General features: G+C 68.9%; 16 protein-coding genes and 1 tRNA gene. 9 read left to right on the top strand and 8 right to left on the bottom strand.

From position 1 onward, the window contains the following. Positions 1–62: 62 nt before the first annotated feature. Complete coding sequence (locus KZX42_RS12280; RefSeq protein WP_248119649.1) at positions 63–1,268, bottom strand: MFS transporter; 1,206 nt, start codon at positions 1,266–1,268, stop codon at positions 63–65. Between the two features lie 66 nt (positions 1,269–1,334). Between KZX42_RS12280 and KZX42_RS12275 the strand changes: the two genes are divergently transcribed. Further along, positions 1,335–1,826 carry a MarR family transcriptional regulator gene (locus KZX42_RS12275; RefSeq protein ID WP_248119647.1) on the top strand — a complete coding sequence of 164 codons (492 nt, stop codon included), beginning with the start codon at positions 1,335–1,337 and terminating at the stop codon, positions 1,824–1,826. Between the two features lies 1 nt (position 1,827). Here KZX42_RS12275 and KZX42_RS12270 read toward each other — a convergent pair whose 3' ends face one another. Together KZX42_RS12270 and KZX42_RS12265 are read right to left on the bottom strand one after the other, a co-directional pair. Next, positions 1,828–2,475, bottom strand: a complete 648-nt coding sequence (locus tag KZX42_RS12270; RefSeq protein WP_248119645.1) for a squalene/phytoene synthase family protein — start codon at positions 2,473–2,475, stop codon at positions 1,828–1,830. A gap of 2 nt (positions 2,476–2,477) precedes the next feature. Next, complete coding sequence (locus KZX42_RS12265; RefSeq protein WP_248119643.1) at positions 2,478–3,494, bottom strand: polyprenyl synthetase family protein; 1,017 nt, start codon at positions 3,492–3,494, stop codon at positions 2,478–2,480. Between the two features lie 121 nt (positions 3,495–3,615). On the opposite strand from KZX42_RS12265, the gene KZX42_RS12260 reads away from it, so the two are divergent. From KZX42_RS12260 to tgt, 3 genes are all read left to right on the top strand, one after another. Next, positions 3,616–4,374, top strand: coding sequence for a methyltransferase (locus KZX42_RS12260; RefSeq protein WP_248119641.1), 759 nt, complete (start codon positions 3,616–3,618; stop codon positions 4,372–4,374). Between the two features lie 67 nt (positions 4,375–4,441). After that, positions 4,442–4,915 carry a hypothetical protein gene (locus KZX42_RS12255; RefSeq protein WP_248119639.1) on the top strand — a complete coding sequence of 158 codons (474 nt, stop codon included), beginning with the start codon at positions 4,442–4,444 and terminating at the stop codon, positions 4,913–4,915. Then, positions 4,912–6,027, top strand: coding sequence for a tRNA guanosine(34) transglycosylase Tgt (gene tgt, locus KZX42_RS12250; protein WP_248119826.1), 1,116 nt, complete (start codon positions 4,912–4,914; stop codon positions 6,025–6,027). Before KZX42_RS12255 ends, tgt begins: the two co-directional genes overlap by 4 nt. A gap of 61 nt (positions 6,028–6,088) precedes the next feature. On the opposite strand, the gene KZX42_RS12245 is transcribed toward tgt, so the two are convergent. Both KZX42_RS12245 and KZX42_RS12240 read right to left on the bottom strand, forming a co-directional pair. Further along, the gene (locus KZX42_RS12245; RefSeq protein ID WP_248119637.1) at positions 6,089–6,646 is read right to left on the bottom strand and encodes a hypothetical protein; all 558 of its coding nucleotides are present in this window, start codon (positions 6,644–6,646) and stop codon (positions 6,089–6,091) included. A gap of 61 nt (positions 6,647–6,707) precedes the next feature. Beyond that, complete coding sequence (locus KZX42_RS12240; RefSeq protein ID WP_248119635.1) at positions 6,708–6,908, bottom strand: hypothetical protein; 201 nt, start codon at positions 6,906–6,908, stop codon at positions 6,708–6,710. A 78-nt stretch (positions 6,909–6,986) separates the two neighbouring features. On the opposite strand from KZX42_RS12240, the gene KZX42_RS12235 reads away from it, so the two are divergent. Continuing rightward, the gene (locus KZX42_RS12235) at positions 6,987–8,678 is read left to right on the top strand and encodes an FAD/NAD(P)-binding protein (protein ID WP_248119633.1); all 1,692 of its coding nucleotides are present in this window, start codon (positions 6,987–6,989) and stop codon (positions 8,676–8,678) included. A gap of 27 nt (positions 8,679–8,705) precedes the next feature. Here the strand turns inward: KZX42_RS12235 and KZX42_RS12230 are convergent. Next, positions 8,706–8,782: transfer RNA gene (locus tag KZX42_RS12230), tRNA-Lys, on the bottom strand. Between the two features lie 95 nt (positions 8,783–8,877). On the opposite strand from KZX42_RS12230, the gene KZX42_RS12225 reads away from it, so the two are divergent. The 4 genes from KZX42_RS12225 to KZX42_RS12210 all read left to right on the top strand — a co-directional run bounded on the left by KZX42_RS12225 (position 8,878) and on the right by KZX42_RS12210 (position 16,422). Further along, the gene (locus KZX42_RS12225; RefSeq protein WP_248119631.1) at positions 8,878–9,984 is read left to right on the top strand and encodes a CaiB/BaiF CoA-transferase family protein; all 1,107 of its coding nucleotides are present in this window, start codon (positions 8,878–8,880) and stop codon (positions 9,982–9,984) included. A gap of 74 nt (positions 9,985–10,058) precedes the next feature. After that, positions 10,059–10,325: a hypothetical protein gene (locus KZX42_RS12220; RefSeq protein WP_248119629.1), complete on the top strand. Its 267-nt coding sequence runs from the start codon at positions 10,059–10,061 to the stop codon at positions 10,323–10,325. 44 nt (positions 10,326–10,369) lie between these two features. Continuing rightward, a complete protein-coding gene (locus tag KZX42_RS12215; RefSeq protein WP_248119627.1) occupies positions 10,370–12,163 on the top strand; it encodes an autotransporter assembly complex family protein in 1,794 nt (597 codons plus the stop codon). Next, positions 12,160–16,422, top strand: a complete 4,263-nt coding sequence (locus tag KZX42_RS12210) for a translocation/assembly module TamB domain-containing protein (protein WP_248119625.1) — start codon at positions 12,160–12,162, stop codon at positions 16,420–16,422. The genes KZX42_RS12215 and KZX42_RS12210 overlap by 4 nt, the downstream gene beginning before the upstream one ends. A 65-nt stretch (positions 16,423–16,487) precedes the next feature. Here the strand turns inward: KZX42_RS12210 and arsC are convergent, their stop codons facing one another. Both arsC and KZX42_RS12200 read right to left on the bottom strand, forming a co-directional pair. Beyond that, positions 16,488–16,829, bottom strand: a complete 342-nt coding sequence (arsC, locus tag KZX42_RS12205) for an arsenate reductase (glutaredoxin) (protein ID WP_248119623.1) — start codon at positions 16,827–16,829, stop codon at positions 16,488–16,490. Continuing rightward, complete coding sequence (locus KZX42_RS12200) at positions 16,829–17,371, bottom strand: hypothetical protein (RefSeq protein WP_248119621.1); 543 nt, start codon at positions 17,369–17,371, stop codon at positions 16,829–16,831. Before KZX42_RS12200 ends, arsC begins: the two co-directional genes overlap by 1 nt. Positions 17,372–17,380 lie beyond the last annotated feature (9 nt).

Below are 17,380 nucleotides of genomic sequence, written 5' to 3'. Positions count from 1 at the left end.
CTTGTCCCATCGTTTAGAGGTCTCGCACTACTATTCACGTTGTCTAAAGGCGAACAAGCCCTTCAGCGCAGCTTGGGCAGGCCCGGCCGGAAGCCCAGCGTCATCACGCCCAGCAGGACCACGCCGACGCCCATCAGCACCCAGGCCTGGGTCAGGTCGGCCATGTGATCGCGCAGCAGGCCGGCGCCCAGCGGCGACAGGCTGGCGATGATGTATCCGCCGCCCTGGACGAAGGCCAGCAGGTCGCCCGACCGCGCGGGATCTTCGATCTGATCCATCGCCAGGATCAGGCTGAGCGGGAAGATCGCCCCGATCCCCAGGCCGAGGACCAGCACCACCGGAACCGCCAGGCTGATCGGTGCGACCACCAGCCCCGCCAGACCCAGCAGGGCCAGGACCAGCGCCGTCAGGATCGGTCCGCGTCGATCCGGGAAGCGGCCGATGGTCATCGACACCAGCAGGCCCGCCGCGACCTCTGCGCCGGTCATGCCGCTGAGCAGATAGCCGGCCGTGGCCCGGGGCTCGCCCAGGTCGATGTAGAAGGGCGGCAGCCAGGCCAGCACCAGCGTATAGGCCGACGTCCCCAGCCCCATGATCAGGATCAGCCGCCACGCCCGCCCCTGACGCCAAAAAGGCAGTTCCGGGTCCGTGGCCTCGACCAGGGCCGCGCGGTTCGGCTCCTCGGCCGCCGGATCGCGCGACGCCGCCAGCCAGATGATCGCGGCGACGAAGGCTGGCACGCTCCAAAGCGCCAGCGTCCCGGCCCAGCCGACCGTTTCGGCCAAACCCGCCGCTGTGGCCGCCGCGATCGCCGCGCCGCCCATGATGCCGGTCGTGTATAGCGCCATGACCGTGCCGAACCGGGCAGGAAAGGCCCGTTTGATGACGACCGGCGCCAGGGCCTGGATCAATGCGACGCCGACGCCGACGACCGCCGCGCTGGCGATCAGCCCCGCCGTATCTTTGAGCGTAACCCGCACCAGACAGGCCCCGCCGATCAGCAGCGCGCCCAGCAGGACCCCGCGCCGCTCACCCAGCCGCCGCCGCAGGGGCCGGATCGACAGAGCGCCCAGACCGATCATCAGAACCGGCAAGGTGGTCAGCAGGCTGGCGGCGGTCGAACCCATGCCCGTCGCCCGTTCGATCAGGTCCAGCAAAGGTCCGACCGCCGCCATCGCCGGACGCAGGTTCAGCGCCAGGGCCACGATGGCCGCCAGCAACAGCAGCGACGCGCCGCGCGTCGGCGCGGCGCCGGATCGTACGCTCATGGTCAAGACTCCCACTGGAATTCGCGTTAGTCTCTCGACCTCAAGTATCTCGATGTCAAGATAACCATGCCCGACAGAGCTTCTCGCGCCGCCGCCCAATGGGCTGTGCAACGCCCCGATCTGGATATGCTGCCGATGGAGGTGCTGGGCCGGCTGAACGAGGCGTCGCACCTGGTGATCCGCGAGCGTCAGACACCGTTATTCGCGCGCCACGGCCTGCAGCATGGCGAGTTCGACGTCCTGGCCACGCTGCGTCGCTCGGGAGAGCGCGACGGCCTGACGCCGACCGCCCTGTTCGAGGCGGCGATGATGTCTTCGGGCGGCATGACCGCGCGGATCGACAGGCTGGAGAAGGCGGGCCTGGTCGAGCGTCGTCCGCATCCCAGCGACCGACGCGCCACGCTGGTCCGCCTGACGGACAAGGGCTTCGCCCTGATCGACGCCATCATGCCCAGCCATCAGGACACGGCGCAAGAGGCGCTTTCGGGTCTGTCTGTCGAGGAACAGAAGACGCTGAACGTCCTGCTGGCGCGCCTGATCGCCGGGCTGAACGGCTAGGTCAGATACGCCCCCGAAGCACAGCCCAAAGCAGGCGCAACCGCTTCAACGGCTCGGGCCGTTCGGGGTCGGCCAAGGCGGCGTGGGCCACGGCGGGGAAGCCGACGGGCGGGAGGCGCTTCAAAGCCGCATTGGCCGTGGATCGCAGGGCGGTCGCCTCTTGGCCCCGGCCCGTCTGCGTCAGGCCCCGGACACGGCCCGCATCCGCGACGGCCGCGTCATGGCCCTCGCCCGCCAGGATACGCACCCCGACCTGCATCGGCCCGACGTAGAAGGCGTCCAGGTCGTGCGGCTCTTCGCGCACGCGCCCGATATGGGCCTCGATCAGCGCGTCGAACGGCGCGCGGTCCAGGCCGTGACGCGCAACCAGATCGGTCAGGGCCTCCAGCACCGGATGGCCTTTGCGCGGCGCGCCTGCGAAGACGCCGTCCATCTGTTCCGCCCACCAGGTGTAGCGCATCTCGGCCAACAGCGGCTGGGTCACGCGGGTCGGTATGGCCATCAACTCGGCCTCGAAGGCGTAGAGCGTGATCAGGTCGGCGCGCGCGGCGGGCTGCGCGACCAGGCGGCTGGACAACCAGCGATCCTGATCGGCGGCGCGGACCTGCTGGTCCAGGGTGTCGGCGGGGGCCGGGGCGGCTTGGGTCACGGTCAGGCCGCGCGCGACACCGCGAAATCGGCCAGGTCCTCCAGCGCCGCGCGCCAGTCGCCGGCGGGCAGGACCGACAGGGCGGCCTTGGCGGCGTCGGCGTATTCGCCGGCCAGATCCAACGTCGCGCCGATGGCGCCCGAGCCCACCACCAGTTCGCGGGCGCGGGCGAAATCCTCGGGTGTGCGTTCGCCCTTGGTCACGGTGCGATCCCAGAAAGCGTCCTCGCGCCCCCTGGTGCGGGCGACCGCCAGCAGCAGCGGCAAGGTGGCCTTGCCCTCGTTGAAGTCGTCGCCGGCGTTCTTGCCCAGGGCCTCGGCCGTGGCGCCGTAATCCAGAGCGTCGTCGGCCAGCTGGAAGGCGATGCCCAACGCCATGCCGTAATCGCGCATCGCCGTGACGGCCTCGGCCGAAGCCCCGGCCCCGACCGCGCCCGCCTCGGCGGCGGCGGCGAACAGTTCGGCGGTCTTGGCCGAGATGATCTGCAGATAGGTGGCCTGGTCCAGGTTCAGGTCATGGGCGCGCGTCAACTGCAGCACCTCGCCCTCCGAAATCACGCGCGACGCCGAGGCCAGAATACCCAGCGCCCGAAGCGAATCCGTCTCGACCATCAGCTCGAAGGCGCGGGCGAACAGGAAATCGCCGACCAGGACGCTGGTGGGCGCGCCCCAGATCAGATGGGCCGCGACCTTGCCGCGACGCAGTTCCGACGCATCGACGATGTCGTCGTGCAGCAGGGTGGCGGTGTGGATGAACTCCACCGCCGCGGCCAGCTTCTTGGGCGACAGAATCTCATCGGCGGCGCCCGCCGCGCGCGCGGCGGCGACGGTCAGCAGGGGACGCAGGCGCTTGCCGCCGGCCGACACCAGATGCTCGGCCAGCTTGGGTATGATCGGCACGTCCGACTGCATCCGATCCAGGATCAGCGCGTCCACGGCGGCCATGTCGCGCTCGGCCAGCCGGACAAGAGCGTTGACGTCGCCCTTGGAGCGGGGAGCGGCGGCGAGAGCGACTTCCAAGAGATACTCTTTCACTGGCGCGGCGGACCGCGTCGAAGGATTAGGCGGCCGGTTCGACTTGCCCCGGCGCACTGCGGCGCACAATGATGTTCGCCCCCTTGAGGGTCAAGGAGATTGAGGCTTGAACGCGGTCGAAACGACGCCGCCGCAGATCGTGGAGAACGGCCTGCTGAACGGACGGGTGCGGTTGCGCCAGCCCGCGCGCGGCTATCGCGCCGGCATGGACGCGGCCCTGCTGGCGGCCGCCGTTCCGGCCCTGCCGGGGCAGACGGTGATCGAGGCCGGCTGCGGCGCGGGCGCGGTTCTGATGCAGATCGCGGCGCGACGACCGGGCGTGCGGCTTATGGGGATCGAGCGCGATCCGGCCATGGCGGCACTGGCGGTCGAGAACGCGGCCCTCAACCGCGTGGCGGCGACGACCACGATCCACCCCGGCGACGTGGCGGCGGGCTTTCGGGCGTTGAACGCGGCGCCAGGCGACTGGGCCGTGTCCAATCCGCCCTTCTTCGACGACCCCGCCGGCCTGCGCGCCCCTGCCGAGGGCAAGCGCGGCGCCTGGATGGCCGAAGACGGGCTGAAAGCCTGGACCGGCTTTCTGCTGAAGGCGGTGCGCGAGGGCGGGCGGATCGTGGTGATCCACCGCGCGGATCGGCTGGCGGACCTGTTGGCCCTGCTCGGCGACAAGGCGGGATCGTTCGCCATCCGGCCCATTCATCCGTTTGCGGACAAACCGGCGAAGCGGGTGCTGGTCCAGGCGATCAAGACCGGACGGGCGCCGCTGCGCCTGCTGCCGCCCTTGGTGCTGCACGACCGAGAGGGCGGCAAACACAGCCCCCAAGCCGAGGCGATCCTGCGCGGCGAGACGGCCCTGGATTGGTGAGCCGGGTGGTCATTCGCCGCCAGACCTCCTAAATGCGCCCTCCCCTTCAGCAGAAAGACTATCCGACGTGCCCGCCGATCATTTGCCCGACGACCTCAAGGAAGGCCTGATCGCCGTCGGAGAGGCCGCGCGCGACCTGAAGTCGCCGTGGTGGATCTTCGGCGGGGCGGCCATGGCGCTATACGGCCTGGACGAGATCCATGTGCCCGACATCGACGTGCTGTGCGCGCCGCGCGACGCCCGCGCCCTGCTGGCGTCGCTGGACGGTCATGTGGTGGCCGATCCTGGCGAGGGCCTGTTCCGATCCGCCGTGTTCGGCCGCGCGCCGGACCAGCCGATCCTGATCGAGGTGATGGCCGGACTGGAGGTGCGCGACGGCGGCGACTGGGCGCCGGCCGCCTTCGCCTCGCGCCGTCAGGTCTTTGTGGAGGACACGGCGCTGTTCGTGCCCGATGTCCGGGATCACATCGCCCTTTACCGCCTGTTCGGCCGCCCCAAGGACCTGGCGCGCGTCGAGCAGCTTGAACGACTGATCGCCTGATGCCCTTACCGTTTGAGATTTCCGCCACCGAGGGCCGCGCCCGCACCGGCGTGCTGAAGACGTCGCGCGGCAACATCCGCACCCCCGCCTTCATGCCGGTCGGCACCGCCGCGACGGTCAAGGCGATGACGGTGGATCAGGTCAAGGCGACCGGCGCCGACATCCTGCTGGGCAACACCTATCACCTGATGCTGCGTCCCGGCCCCGAGCGGATGGAGCGCTTGGGCGGCCTGCACAGGTTCATGGGCTGGGACAAGCCGATCCTGACCGACAGCGGCGGTTTCCAGGTCATGTCCCTGGCCGGGATTTCCAAGGTGAAGGAGGAGGCCGTGACCTTCTCCAGCCACATCGACGGCTCCAAACACGTCCTGACGCCGGAACGCTCCATCGAGATTCAGGCCGACCGTATCGGCGCCGACATCTCCATGCAGTTGGACCAGTGCGTCGCCTATCCGGCGGAGAAGGACGCGGCCCGAAAGGCGATGGAGCTGTCGATCCGCTGGGGCGCGCGCTCCAAGGCGCGGTTCGGTGCGCGCGAGCATCAGGCCCTGTTCGGCATCCAGCAGGGTTCGACCTTCGAAGACCTGCGTCGTCAATCGTCCGAACAGCTTCAGGAGATCGGCTTCGACGGCTACGCCATCGGCGGCCTGGCCGTGGGCGAAGGCCATCAGGCGATGTGCGAGGTGCTGGATTACGCGCCCGAGTTCCTGCCTCAGGACCGCCCCCGCTATCTGATGGGCGTGGGCAAGCCGGTCGATCTGGTCGAGGCCGTCTATCGGGGCGTCGATATGTTCGACTGCGTCCTGCCGACCCGCGCCGGGCGCCACGGTCAGGCCTGGACCTGGGACGGCCCGCTGAATCTGAAGAACGCCCGCTTCGCCGAGGATCAGGACCCGCTGGATCCGACCATCGACGGGCCGTCGTCGCAGTATTCAAAAGCCTATCTGCACCACCTGATCCGCGCCGACGAAATCCTAGGAAAGGTGCTGCTCAGCTGGCACAACATCGCCTTCTATCAGGCCCTGACGGCGGCCATGCGGGCGGCGATTGCCGAAGGCCGGTTCGAGGCCTTCCGCCGCGACTTCCATTCGCGGCATACGTCGAACGGATAGACGCCCTGTTCTAAACCGTCATCCTCAGGTCAAGCCCGAGGATGACGCAGGAAACAAGCCACTAGCGCTGCGGCCTGAACCAGCTGGGCGCGGCGGGCGGGGCGCAGTTGCGCTGCATCCCCATCCCCTTCAGGAAGGCGCGGCGCATCCGGCCGGACTGGATGGCGGACTGGACATGCTTGGAATGCTGCTCGGCGCCGCTGAGCCTGCGAATCCAGCTGCGCCCTGGAATGAAGTCGGTGGTCGTGCCGCGAATGGCCTCCAGCGTGGCCCGGGCCGCGGCATCGGCCGCCCGTTCGCTGAGATAGGCGCCGTCCTGGCGCGGCGGCTCGTCGGTGTCCGGTCCCAGAGCCTCGTCCAGCCGCGCGACCTCGGCGCCGATGGTTGAGCATTGGTTCAGGTTACGCAGATCGTAGGGATTGGCCTCGGCCTGAAGCAGCACCGTCGGGATCATCTGACGACGCAGGTTGAAGTCCTCCAGCGGCGCTGTGGCCGCCGCGGCGAACCCCGCCCCAACCTGCTCGGCTCCGCCCATGGCCGAGCGCCCGGCGTTGCAGCCCGCCAGACCGATCGACGCCACGCCGCCGACCGCCGCTATCGCAAAAACAACTGTCTTCATCCGGCCCCTTAGATCACGTCCGGCCGCTAGAGCCAAAGGTCGGGTGGTCGCGACCGCGTCGTCACAGCGGCCAGAACAGCAGGATCAGCGGCGGCGCGACAAACAGAACCAGCAGGCTCAAGAGGGCGCCAAGCTGGGGATAGTCGCCGAACCGATAGCCCCCCGGCCCCATGACCAGCGTCTTGCACCGGCGCCCGAGGGGCGTCAGGAAGTCGCAGGCCGCGCCCACCGCCACCGCCATCAGGAAGGGTCGGCGTTGCACCCCAACAGCTTGGTCAGAGTTGCGCCGAAGAAGGCGACCGCCTTCCTTAATTTTCAAGGCGATGGCGCCATTGTCGTGATGGCGCATTCAGTGGGAATGACGCCATCCATCGCCTTCGTCGGAGCCGGGCCGACGACGATCTACACCCTGGCCGCCCTGCTCGCCGAAGGTCGCGCGGATGTCGACATCACCGTCTTCGAACAGCAGCCGACGGCCGGCATGGGCGCGCCCTATCGTCCGGGCTGGAACGACCCGGCGATGCTGGCCAATATCGCCAGCATCGAAATCCCGCCCGTGCGGGAGACGCTGTTGACCTGGCTGGAACGTCAAGCTCCGGCCGATCTGGCGGCCTTGGGCGTCGCCCCGCATCAGATTGATGCGCGGGCCTTCCTGCCGCGCTTGGTTCTGGGCCGCTATTTCGCCGACCAATTCGCCGCCCTGGTGCGCGACGCCCGGGCTGCGGGCGCCAGCATCGAGGTCCGCACGGCCTGTCGCGTCATCGACGCCGCGAACGTGGCGGAGGGCATAAGACTGACGGTCGCGCCGCATCTGGGATTCGTGACGGACGAGACCTTCGACCATGTGGTGCTGGCGACCGGCCATCAATGGCCGTCGGACCCTGAGGTGCGACCCGGCTACTTCCTGTCGCCATGGCCGGCGTCGAAACTGTCGGGGCTGCCGGCCGCGCAGGTGGGGATCCGCGGATCCTCCCTGACCGCGATCGACGCGGCCGTGGCCCTGGCTCTGGCGCACGGCGATTTCGTCGAGGAAGAGGGCGGCGACCTGATCTACGTTCCCCATCGCGGCGCGGAGGCCTTCGGCCTGACCATGATGTCGCGCAAGGGCCTGCTGCCCGAGGCGGACTTCTACTTCCCCCTGCCCCACGCGCCGCTCGCCCTATGCACCGAGGCGGCCATCGCCGATCTGATCGCGCGCAGGACCGATGATTTGCTGGACGAAGCCTTCGATCTGTTCCGACAGGAACTGACGCTGGCCGACCCCGGCTACGCCCAATCCATCGGACTTGCAGATGCGACCGTGGAATCCTTTGGAGAGGCCTATTTCGCAGCGCGTGCGGCGACCGACCCGTTCGTCTGGGCGCGCCGGAACCTGCAGGAGGCCCGCCGTAACCACGAACGACGCTTCACCATTCCCTGGCGTGACGCCATCCTGCGGATGCACGAGGTGATCGGCGCGATCGTGCCCCATCTGGACGGTCGCCAGTTCGAACGGTTCGAGCGTTGGCTGAAACCGGTGTTCGTGGACGATTACGGCGCCGTGCCCCACGCCTCCATCACCCGTCTTCTGGCGCTGCACGACGCGGGCCGACTTCAGGTGCTGGCGCTGGGCGACGACTATCGCCTGGACACCCAGCCGGTGGAGGGTTGCGGCGCCGCTGTGCAGTATGACGGGATGCGGCTGCATTTCCCGGTCTTTGTGGAGGCTCTGGGCCAACGTCCGCTATCCGCCGACGCCTTCCCCTTCCCGTCCCTGATCTCGCAAGGGGTCATCCTGGATCAGATCTCGCCCGATGCGCCCAAAGCGGTGCGCGGCGTGGCGCTGGACGACGCCTTCCATCCGGTCACAGACCGACTGCCGCCCGACCGCCTGTTCTGCCTGAGCCTGCCCTTCCTGATGGGCCGCCACCCCTTCGCCCAAGGCATCACCAGTTCGCATGAAATGGGAGCGGTCGTCGGATCGGCATTGGCCCAGGCCATAGCCATCCAACCGCCCGACATCGCGCGGATGGTTACGGCCGAGGCGGCCTAATCCCAAGGGCCGCGCGTCAAATGAAAATGGTACGTCCTCTCGGGCTCGAACCGAGGACCCTCTGATTAAAAGTCAGATGCTCTAACCAACTGAGCTAAGGACGCACCGAGCGACGTCCAGGCGCCGCCCGAACCGTCGAAGGGCGCCTTCTGTTGCAATCCGGCCTTCCGGTCAAGGCCGCGTCTGCTACTCATGTCGAATGCAACCACTTCACGGCCTCCGCATCATCGAATTCGACGGCCTGGGGCCGGTGACCTTCGCCGGCATGATGCTGGCCGACATGGGCGCCGAGATCCTCAGGCTGACCCGCAGCGAATCAGCGGCGCCCGCCGTGTTCGATCAGGTGGGCGAGGCGGTGCTGCATCGCGGGCGCGCCGCCGTGCCGGTGGATCTTAAGGATCCGGCGGACCAGGCGCGCATCCTGACGCTGATCGACGGCGCAGACGCGGTGATCGAGGGGTATCGCCCCGGCGTGTTGGAACGGCTGGGGTTCGGGCCGGATGTCCTGCAGGCCCGAAATCCCGCCCTGGTGGTCGGGCGCGTCACGGGATGGGGCCAGACGGGGCCCCTGGCGCAGGCCGTGGGCCACGACCTGAACTACATCGGCCTGTCGGGCGTGCTGCACGCCATGGGCGATGCGGACCGACCGCCGACGCCGCCGCTGAACCTGGTCGGCGACTATGGCGGCGGGGCGATGATGCTGGTCGTCGGCGTGCTGGCGGCTCTGATCGAGGCCCGGAGTACGGGTCGGGGTCGGGTGGTGGATGCGGCCATGACCGATGGCGCGGCCCTGCTCGGCGGCATTTTCCAGGCGTTTCGGGGACAGGGGATGTGGAACGACCGGCGGGGCGCGAACCTGCTGGACGGCGGCGCGCCCTTTTATCGCTGCTATGCTTGTCGAGACGGCGGGTTCGTGGCCGTAGCGGCGCTGGAGCCGCGATTCTACGCCGCCTTGCTGAAGGGGCTGCAGATTCCTCCCGATGCGGCGCCTCAATACGACATGGCCGGCTGGCCCGCGATGCACGTACGATTCGCCGATCTGTTCGCCCAGCGCGACCGTGACGACTGGGCGAACCATTTCGAGGGCAGTGAGGCCTGCGTCACGCCGGTCCTGAGCCTGGCCGAGGCGCCGGACCACCCGCACAATCGCGCGAGGGGAGCGTTCGACCACGGCCTGCCCGGTCCGGCGCCGCGCTTCGACGACGAGGCATCCAAGCCCGGTCATAGTTCAGCCCTGCGTCTGGAGAAGGCTGTGGCCCTGTGGTCGGCTGAGGGGTCGACCCAGAGATCGGACCAGGCCGGATGACCCCAGAGGTTTTCGGCGCTAAGGGAACGCCAGCGCGCGACGAGCGTTGCAAGGGCGAAGACCCGGGGAATTCAATGAGACGTTCCAACACCCTACTGGCCGCCGCCGCCCTGGCTGCGCTCGCGCTGTCGGCTTGCGATGATCGCCCGTCCCGGTCGGACGACGACCGCGAACCTGTCAAGGTCGAGCAGGAAGCGCCCGCTCCGGTCGAACAACCGCCCGCCCCCGCGCCGGAAGTGCGCGACCCCACGCCGACGCCGCCGCCCAGCGACAGACTGCCGCCCGAGGAACGGTCGTCGGAACAGTCGGTCCAACCCGAAAGCGAAACCCTGTTCTACTGAGAGAACCGGGATTCGACGCGCCGCGCTTTGACGAAAGATGGAGTTTGACGTTCAGGCCTTCCCTGCTGGTCGCGGCGCTCGCGGCCTTTTCGGGCTGCGCGCACGCCGCCGCCGCCGACCCGCGCGCCCAGATTCGCGGCGATATGGACGCCGACCTGCGCCGCGCCCTGGAACGCGCCGTGGGCGAGGTCGACGGCGCGCCGGAAAGCCGGTTCGAAGCCCGCAGACGCGCCGAAAGCGCGGTGGCCTCGGCCACCGCGCTGCTGCGCTCGGAGGGTTACTACCAGCCCACGGTCGAGGATCTGGTCGAGGGCGACGACAACCCGGTGGCCATCGTGTCGGTCCAGCCGGGCCGTCGCTTCCTTCTGACCGACCCCAAAGTGGCCTGGAGCGATCCCGCGCCGGAGGCCGAGGCTCAGGCCAAAGGTCGCGACGCCATCGGGCTGAAGGCGGGGGAGCCGGGCCGTGCGGTGGACGTGATCTCGGGCGAAGGGCGGCTGGTCGCGGCCCTGGTGCGCGACGGCTACGCCGACGCCAAGGCCGATCCGCGTCGCGTGGTGGTGGATCACGCCGCCTATACCGTCGCGCCGGAATACCGGATCGCCTCGGGCGGCCTGGTGCGACTGGACGGCGTTCGCGTCCTGGGCCGTGGCCGCACAAATCCCGAATGGGTCGCCGGCCTGGCGCCGTGGAAGGAAGGCGACCGCTACGATCCCGACCAGGTGGCGGAACTGGAGCGGCGGCTGCTGGACACCGGCGTCTATGACGGCATCGGCGTGTCGCTGTCGCCCCTGGACCAGACCACGACCGAGGGTCTGAGGCCCGTGATCGTCAGCCTGCAGGACCGGCCGCGCCGCGTGCTGGAAGCCGGCGCCACCTGGTCCACCGCCGAGGGCGCGGGTGTGGACGTGATCCAGACCCGCTACAATCGCTTCGGCCGGGCCGATACGCTGCGGCTGGAAGCACGACTGGCGGATATCGACAGCCGCATCGGCGCCGATCTGTCGCTGCCCCACTGGCGTCGGCCGGGTCGGACGCTGAAGCTGGGCGCCGCCGTGGTCAATGAAGACACCGACGCCTATCTTCGGACCGCCGCGGTGCTGTACGCCGACCTGCAGCAGCGGATCGGCAAGACCTCTTATTTCAACTATGGCATCGGCCTCGACGCGGGGCGCTACAGCGAGACGCGGTACGACTACACCACCCTGCCGCCGCAGAGGGTGACGTTCGACCGAGACCTGGCGATCATCACCGCGCGCACCAGCGCCTACATCGACCATTCCAACGATCCGCTGAACCCGACCAAGGGCTGGCGCGTCAATCTGGCGGTCCAGCCGACGGCGGTGACGGGCGACAGCAACGTCCTGTTCCTGCGCACCGAGACTCAAGGCACCGCCTATGTGCCGGTCGCCGGGGACCGAACCATTCTGGCCGGCCGGGTGCGGATCGGCTCCATCGTCGGCGGCAGCGAACTGAGCGTGCCGTCAGACCGCCTGTTCTATTCCGGCGGCGGCGGGTCGGTGCGCGGCTACTCCTATCAGGGCGTCAATCCGCAACTGCCCGACGGTACGCCGCGTGGGGGCGTGTCGCTGTTCGAGACCTCGCTTGAGGCGCGCCAGTCGATCGGCCAGAGCTTCCAGGCCGTGGCCTTCGTGGACGCTGGATCCGTTGGCTTCCAGGAGACGCCGAACCTGACGAACATGCGCTATGGCGCCGGCGTCGGGGTGCGATACATGCTGCCGTTCGGCCCGATCCGCGCAGACGTCGCCATGCCGTTGAACAAGCGTGAAGGCGATTCCAACTTCCAGATCTACATCAGCATCGGGCAGGCGTTTTGATCGACATACCGCCCGAGACCGGCCCCGACGCCCAGCCCGACGCCGTGACGGAAGAAACCCCGCCGGCAAAGCCGACGCCGGCCAAACGGGCGCGCAAGCGCGGCCTGATCCGGCGCGTCGCCTTGATCGCAGGCGCAATCGTCGCCGGTCTTCTGGTGCTGGTCGCGGCGACCCTGGTGGCGGGGCGGTTCTACATCGCGTCGGATGGCGGGCGGCAGCTGGTGCTGGAGCGGATCCAAGATCTGAAGATCAGCCGCTACGGCCGGCTCAAGGTCTATGGGCTGAAGGGCGATCTGCTCCGCGATTTCACCATCGACCGCATAACCCTGGCCGACAGCCAGGGCGTCTGGCTGGAGGCGAACAACCTCAGCATGGACTGGTCCTATCTAGCCCTGCTGAACCGCAGCTTCCACGCCAACGACATCAAGGCCGAGACCATCCGCGTGCTGCGTCGCCCGGTGGTGGAGCCGCCGACCAACGAGCCGTCCGCCCCGCAGCCGATCTCGGTCCGCATCGACAAATTCGCCGCCAACGTCGAACTGATGGAAGGCTTCTCAAAGGAATACGGTCGCTGGAGCCTGTCGGGCGACGCCAGCCTGCCGCGCAACGGCGCCAAGAGCGCGACCGTGAACGCCGACAGCCTGAACCGGCCCGGCGACTTCCTGCGTCTGGCGGCCAGTTTCGGCGGCAAGCTTGAGGACACGCGCCTGAACCTGCGCGCCAACGAGGCACAGGGCGGACCGCTGGCCGGGGCGCTGGGTTACTCGCCCGACCAGCCCTTCTCCGCGACGGCCGTGCTGAACGCCGACGTGGTCAACGCGCGTGTCCAGACAGGTCGGTTCACGCCCCTGATCGTGCAGGGGCATTTCGGCGACAAGGGATCGCGCGTTTCGGGCTTCGCCGACTTCAGCGGATCGGACCTCTTGGCGCCCTTCGTGACCAAGGTCGGGCGCACCGCCCGCTTCGGCTTCGCCATGGTCCCCACGCCGGACAAGACGGGCCAGGGCGTGGCCTGGAAGCTGATTTCCGACAACGTCCAGTCCGAGGCGCGCGGCCTGATCCGCAACTCGGATCGTAGTTCGCCGGACGGCATCAAGCTGGACATCCAGACCGCATCGCTGAGCCGACTGGTTGGATCGGATGTGGCCGGGCCGGCCGCCTATACCGGCCTGTTCAAGGGCGACGCCCAGAACTGGAGCCTGAACGGCGCCGTGACCTTGTTGAACGCCAATGTGGCCAGCTATCGCGCCACCCGCATGGCCGGGCCGCTGAACCTTGTGGTCAAGAACGGCCGGATGGATCTTGACGGCGACATTCGCGCCAACGGCGGATCGGGCGAAGGGATCATCGGGGGTCTGCTTGGCGCATCGCCCCGCGTGCAGATGCAGGCGGCGCGGATGAAGGACGGCGCCATCCTGCTGAAGACGGTCGATCTGCAGGGCCAGGGGCTGACGCTGAAAGGCTCCGGCTCGCGCAATCTGCTGGGTGGAATGAGCTTCCGGGGCGAGGCGCAGCTGACGGACGCCAGGCGGGTGCTGCCGGACGCGCGCGGCGCCTTCGGGGGGCCGATCCGGGCCTCGTCGGCGCGGGCCGGCGCGCCGTGGGTCCTGAACTTCGACGGACGCGGCCGAAACCTGACCATCGGCATGGAAGAGCTGGACCGGCTGCTGGGCAAGACGCCCCGCCTGCAACTGGCCGGGCGGCTGAACGGCGGCCGGATCGAGGTCGAGCGCGGCGAACTGACCGGCGCGGCCGGACGGGCCGGCGCCAAGGGTCTGATCGAGACGGCGGGCCGTCTGCGGCTGGCGCTGGACTGGAACGCGCGCGGACCGTTCGCGGCCGGGCCGGTCGAGATCGGCGGCGACATGAACGGACGCGGCGCCCTGACCGGCACCTTGTCCCAACCGCGCGTCGATCTGACCGCCGGCTTCCAGCAGGTCACGGCCGGCGCCCTGACGCTGAACAACGCCGACATGACCCTGAGCTTCCGCAAGGGCGCCGATGCCTCGGACGGCCGGATTTCGGTGGTCAGCGGTTCGAACTATGGACCGGCCCGCGCCTCGGGCAACTTCTTCCTGGGCGGCAAGCGTATTCGCCTGAGCGATCTGGACGTCGATGCGGGCGGGGTGACGGCCAAGGGCGCCATCGCCCTGTCGAACAACATCCCGTCCAGCGCCGACCTGACCTTCACGGCGCGGGCCGGGGCCTTCCTGGCCTCGGGCGAAGCCAACGGCCGCGTGCGGCTGACGGACGGCGGCGGGTCGGACAGCGCCATCCTGGACGTCAACGGCCGCAATGTGCGGCTGGCCGGCCAGAGCTGGATCATCCGCACCCTTGACCTCAAGGGGCGCGGCACGCTGAACAATCTGCCCTTCACTCTGGCGCTGGACGTCGGCGGGCCGACGCCGGCCCAGTTCAACGGCACGGGCGTCTATTCGCGCCAGAACACGACCCACGGCCTGACGCTGCGCGGCGGCGGTCGGGTGCGCGAGGTCGCCTTCACCACCCGCAGCCCCGCCTCGATCACCCTGAACGGGGCGAACCGGACGGCGCATCTGGACCTGGGCGTCGGCGGCGGCGTGCTGCTGGCCGATCTGAGACAAGATGCGCGCACCGTGGCGGTGCAGGCCGACCTGACGCGCGTGGATTTGGGCTCCATCTCGCCTGAGCTTCGCGGCAGCGTGACCGGCCAGGTGGCCATGCGCGGCGCGGGCGGCGACCTGTCGGGCACGGCCAATGTCGATCTGCAGAACGTGCGCAGCATCGATGCGCCGCGTGGCCTGGCCGTCAATGGTCGTGTGGACGCGACCCTGGAGGGCGACCGCCTCAGCATCAAGGCGACGGCGGTGGACGAAGGCGCGGTTCAGGCCTCGGCCGATGTGGTCCTGCCGGTCGAGGCGTCGGCCGCGCCGCTGCGGCTGGCCATCGCCCGGACGCGCGAGATGTCGGGTCGGGTGTCCATCAACGGCCAGATCCAGCCGATCTGGGACCTGTTCCTGGGCGGCGAGCGCAGCCTGGCGGGCCAGGTGGCGGGTCAGGCGACCATCGGCGGCACGCTGAACGCCCCGCGCCTGAACGGCCGGTTCGACCTGAGCCAGGGCGCCTATCGCGAAAAGGCGGTGGGCCTGGTGCTGAGCGATCTGACGCTGCGGACCCGGTTCGACGACACGGCGGCCCAGATCGAGACCTTCACCGCCAACGACGGCAAGGGCGGGACCGTGTCCGGCCAAGGCCGCGTGGGTCTGCGACAGGGTTCGGGCTCCAACGCCCAACTGATGCTGAACCGCTTCCGGGTCATCGACAACGACATCGCCGAGGCGCGGGCGTCGGGTCCGATCACCATCGTTCGCGGCGCCGACGGCAACATCCAGCTGGGCGGTCAGATCGTGGTCGACGAGGCCAAGATCGAACCCGAACTGCCCGGATCGACCGGCATCGTCTCCATGGACGTGGTCGAGATCAATCGCCCCGGCGGCGATCCGGTCGAAAGCGAGCAGAAGGCGCGCGGCCCGCAGATCGGCATGGATATCAGTCTGCGATCTTCGGGCGGCAAGGTGCGGGTCAACGGACGCGGCCTGAACGTTATCCTGGACGTCAACGCCCGCGTGCGCGGCACCATCGCCGAACCCCAGCTGACCGGCTCGGCCAATGTGGTGCGCGGCGATTATGAGTTCGCGGGCAAGCGGTTCGTGTTCGACGACACTGGCCGCGTCACCCTGTCGACCGATCCCAAGCAGATCCGTCTGAACCTGTCGGCGACGCGAGAAGACGCGGCCCTGACCGCCACCATCAACGTCACCGGCACGGCGGCCGAGCCGAAGATCGCCCTGACCTCCACCCCCTCCCTGCCCCAGGACGAAATCCTGTCGCAGGTGTTGTTCGGACGGTCGGCGTCTCAGTTGTCGGCGTTCGAGGCGGCGCAGCTGGCGGCCGGTGTCGCGGCCCTGGCGGGCGGCGGCGGGTTCGACGTGATCGGCAACCTGCGCGAACTGGCGGGCCTTGACCGGCTGTCGTTCGGCGGCGACGCCTCGGCGGTCACGGTGGCCGGCGGTCGCTATATCACCGACGACGTCTATCTGGAGGTCATCGGCGGCGGTCAGAACGGCGCGGCGGTGAAGGTGGAGTGGCAGCCCCGCCGCAACGTCGCCATCGCTTCGCAATTCGGCGGCCAGGGCCAGACCAGCCTGTCGATCCGCTGGCGTCACGAAAGCCGCGAGGCCGGCGACCGTCGCCCCAACCGCGGCGGCCGTAATCGCTAGCGGGTTGCGCCCCCTCTGCCGCTCGTCCCGGCTTTCGCAGGGATAAGCGGAAAAGTGGGAGCCTGCTAGAGAACCTCGAGCACCCGCTCCAGCGGGCGACCGACGACGGCGCCCTTGTCGGTCTCGACGATGGGGCGTTCGATCAGGATCGGCTGGGCCAGGGCAGCGGCCAGCAAGGCGTCGTCATCGGCGCCCGCGTCGAGCAGGGTCTTGGCCTCGGCCTCCTTTCGGCGCATCAGCCCCGCCATGCCCACGCCGGTTCGCGACGCCAGCCGCTCCAGCGTCGCCCGATCCCAGCCGGTCTTCAGATACTCGACCACCGTCGGCTCAATCCCCCGATCCCGCAGCAGGGCCAGCGCGTTGCGCGAGGTCGAGCATTTGGGATTGTGATACAGGACCACGGTCATCAGGGCTCGCTCCGCAGACGGTGCAGCATCATCGCGCCCTGCAGCGACGCCACATAGATGACGGCCGAGATCGCCGCCGCCGGCCAGGTCGTCAGGGTGATCCACAACGGCAGGTCGGGCGTCGGCATCGTGGCCAGCAGCCGCATCCCCATATTGGCCACCAGGCTGTAGGCGATCATGGCCAGCATGACGATGGGGATGGCGCGCGTCATCGCCCGCCATTGAACCACGCCCAGCACGCCGTAGAGCAGGACGGTGAAGACGGCGCCGGGAACGATGGCGAAGGGAAAGATGGCCTTCATCATCTCGCGCTGCATCGCGACCTGATCGGCCGACAGACCCATTTTGGCGTATTCGCCGCTCATCGCCGTCTCGAACCAGCCCGAGGTGAACATCCACCAGGTCGGGATCAGGCCGACGACCAGGGCGATGGCCAGGCCGAACACCATGGACCTGGCCGACCGCTGCGCCTCGGCCATGCCGCGCGGCAGCTTCAACGGGTTCATGGCCCGCAGCCACAGGGCGATGGTCGAACGGTTCATGCCAGAAGT

The sequence above is a fragment of the Brevundimonas sp. EYE_349 genome (assembly GCF_023147505.1).
Taxonomy (GTDB): Bacteria; Pseudomonadota; Alphaproteobacteria; order Caulobacterales; family Caulobacteraceae; genus Brevundimonas.
Note: the sequence above shows the minus strand (reverse complement) of the source record. Positions and strands in the feature narration are given on the sequence as shown.

Bases quoted from the DNA above. Each gene is read 5' to 3' on its own strand.
- KZX42_RS12280 (WP_248119649.1), bottom strand. From the start codon at position 1,268: ATGAGCGTACGATCCGGCGCCGCGCCGACGCGCGGCGCGTCGCTGCTG.
- KZX42_RS12275 (WP_248119647.1), top strand. From the start codon at position 1,335: ATGCCCGACAGAGCTTCTCGCGCCGCCGCCCAATGGGCTGTGCAACGC.
- KZX42_RS12245 (WP_248119637.1), bottom strand. From the start codon at position 6,646: ATGAAGACAGTTGTTTTTGCGATAGCGGCGGTCGGCGGCGTGGCGTCG.
- KZX42_RS12235 (WP_248119633.1), top strand. From the start codon at position 6,987: ATGGCGCATTCAGTGGGAATGACGCCATCCATCGCCTTCGTCGGAGCC.
- KZX42_RS12225 (WP_248119631.1), top strand. From the start codon at position 8,878: ATGCAACCACTTCACGGCCTCCGCATCATCGAATTCGACGGCCTGGGG.
- KZX42_RS12220 (WP_248119629.1), top strand. From the start codon at position 10,059: ATGAGACGTTCCAACACCCTACTGGCCGCCGCCGCCCTGGCTGCGCTC.
- arsC (WP_248119623.1), bottom strand. From the start codon at position 16,829: ATGACCGTGGTCCTGTATCACAATCCCAAATGCTCGACCTCGCGCAAC.
- KZX42_RS12200 (WP_248119621.1), bottom strand. From the start codon at position 17,371: ATGAACCGTTCGACCATCGCCCTGTGGCTGCGGGCCATGAACCCGTTG.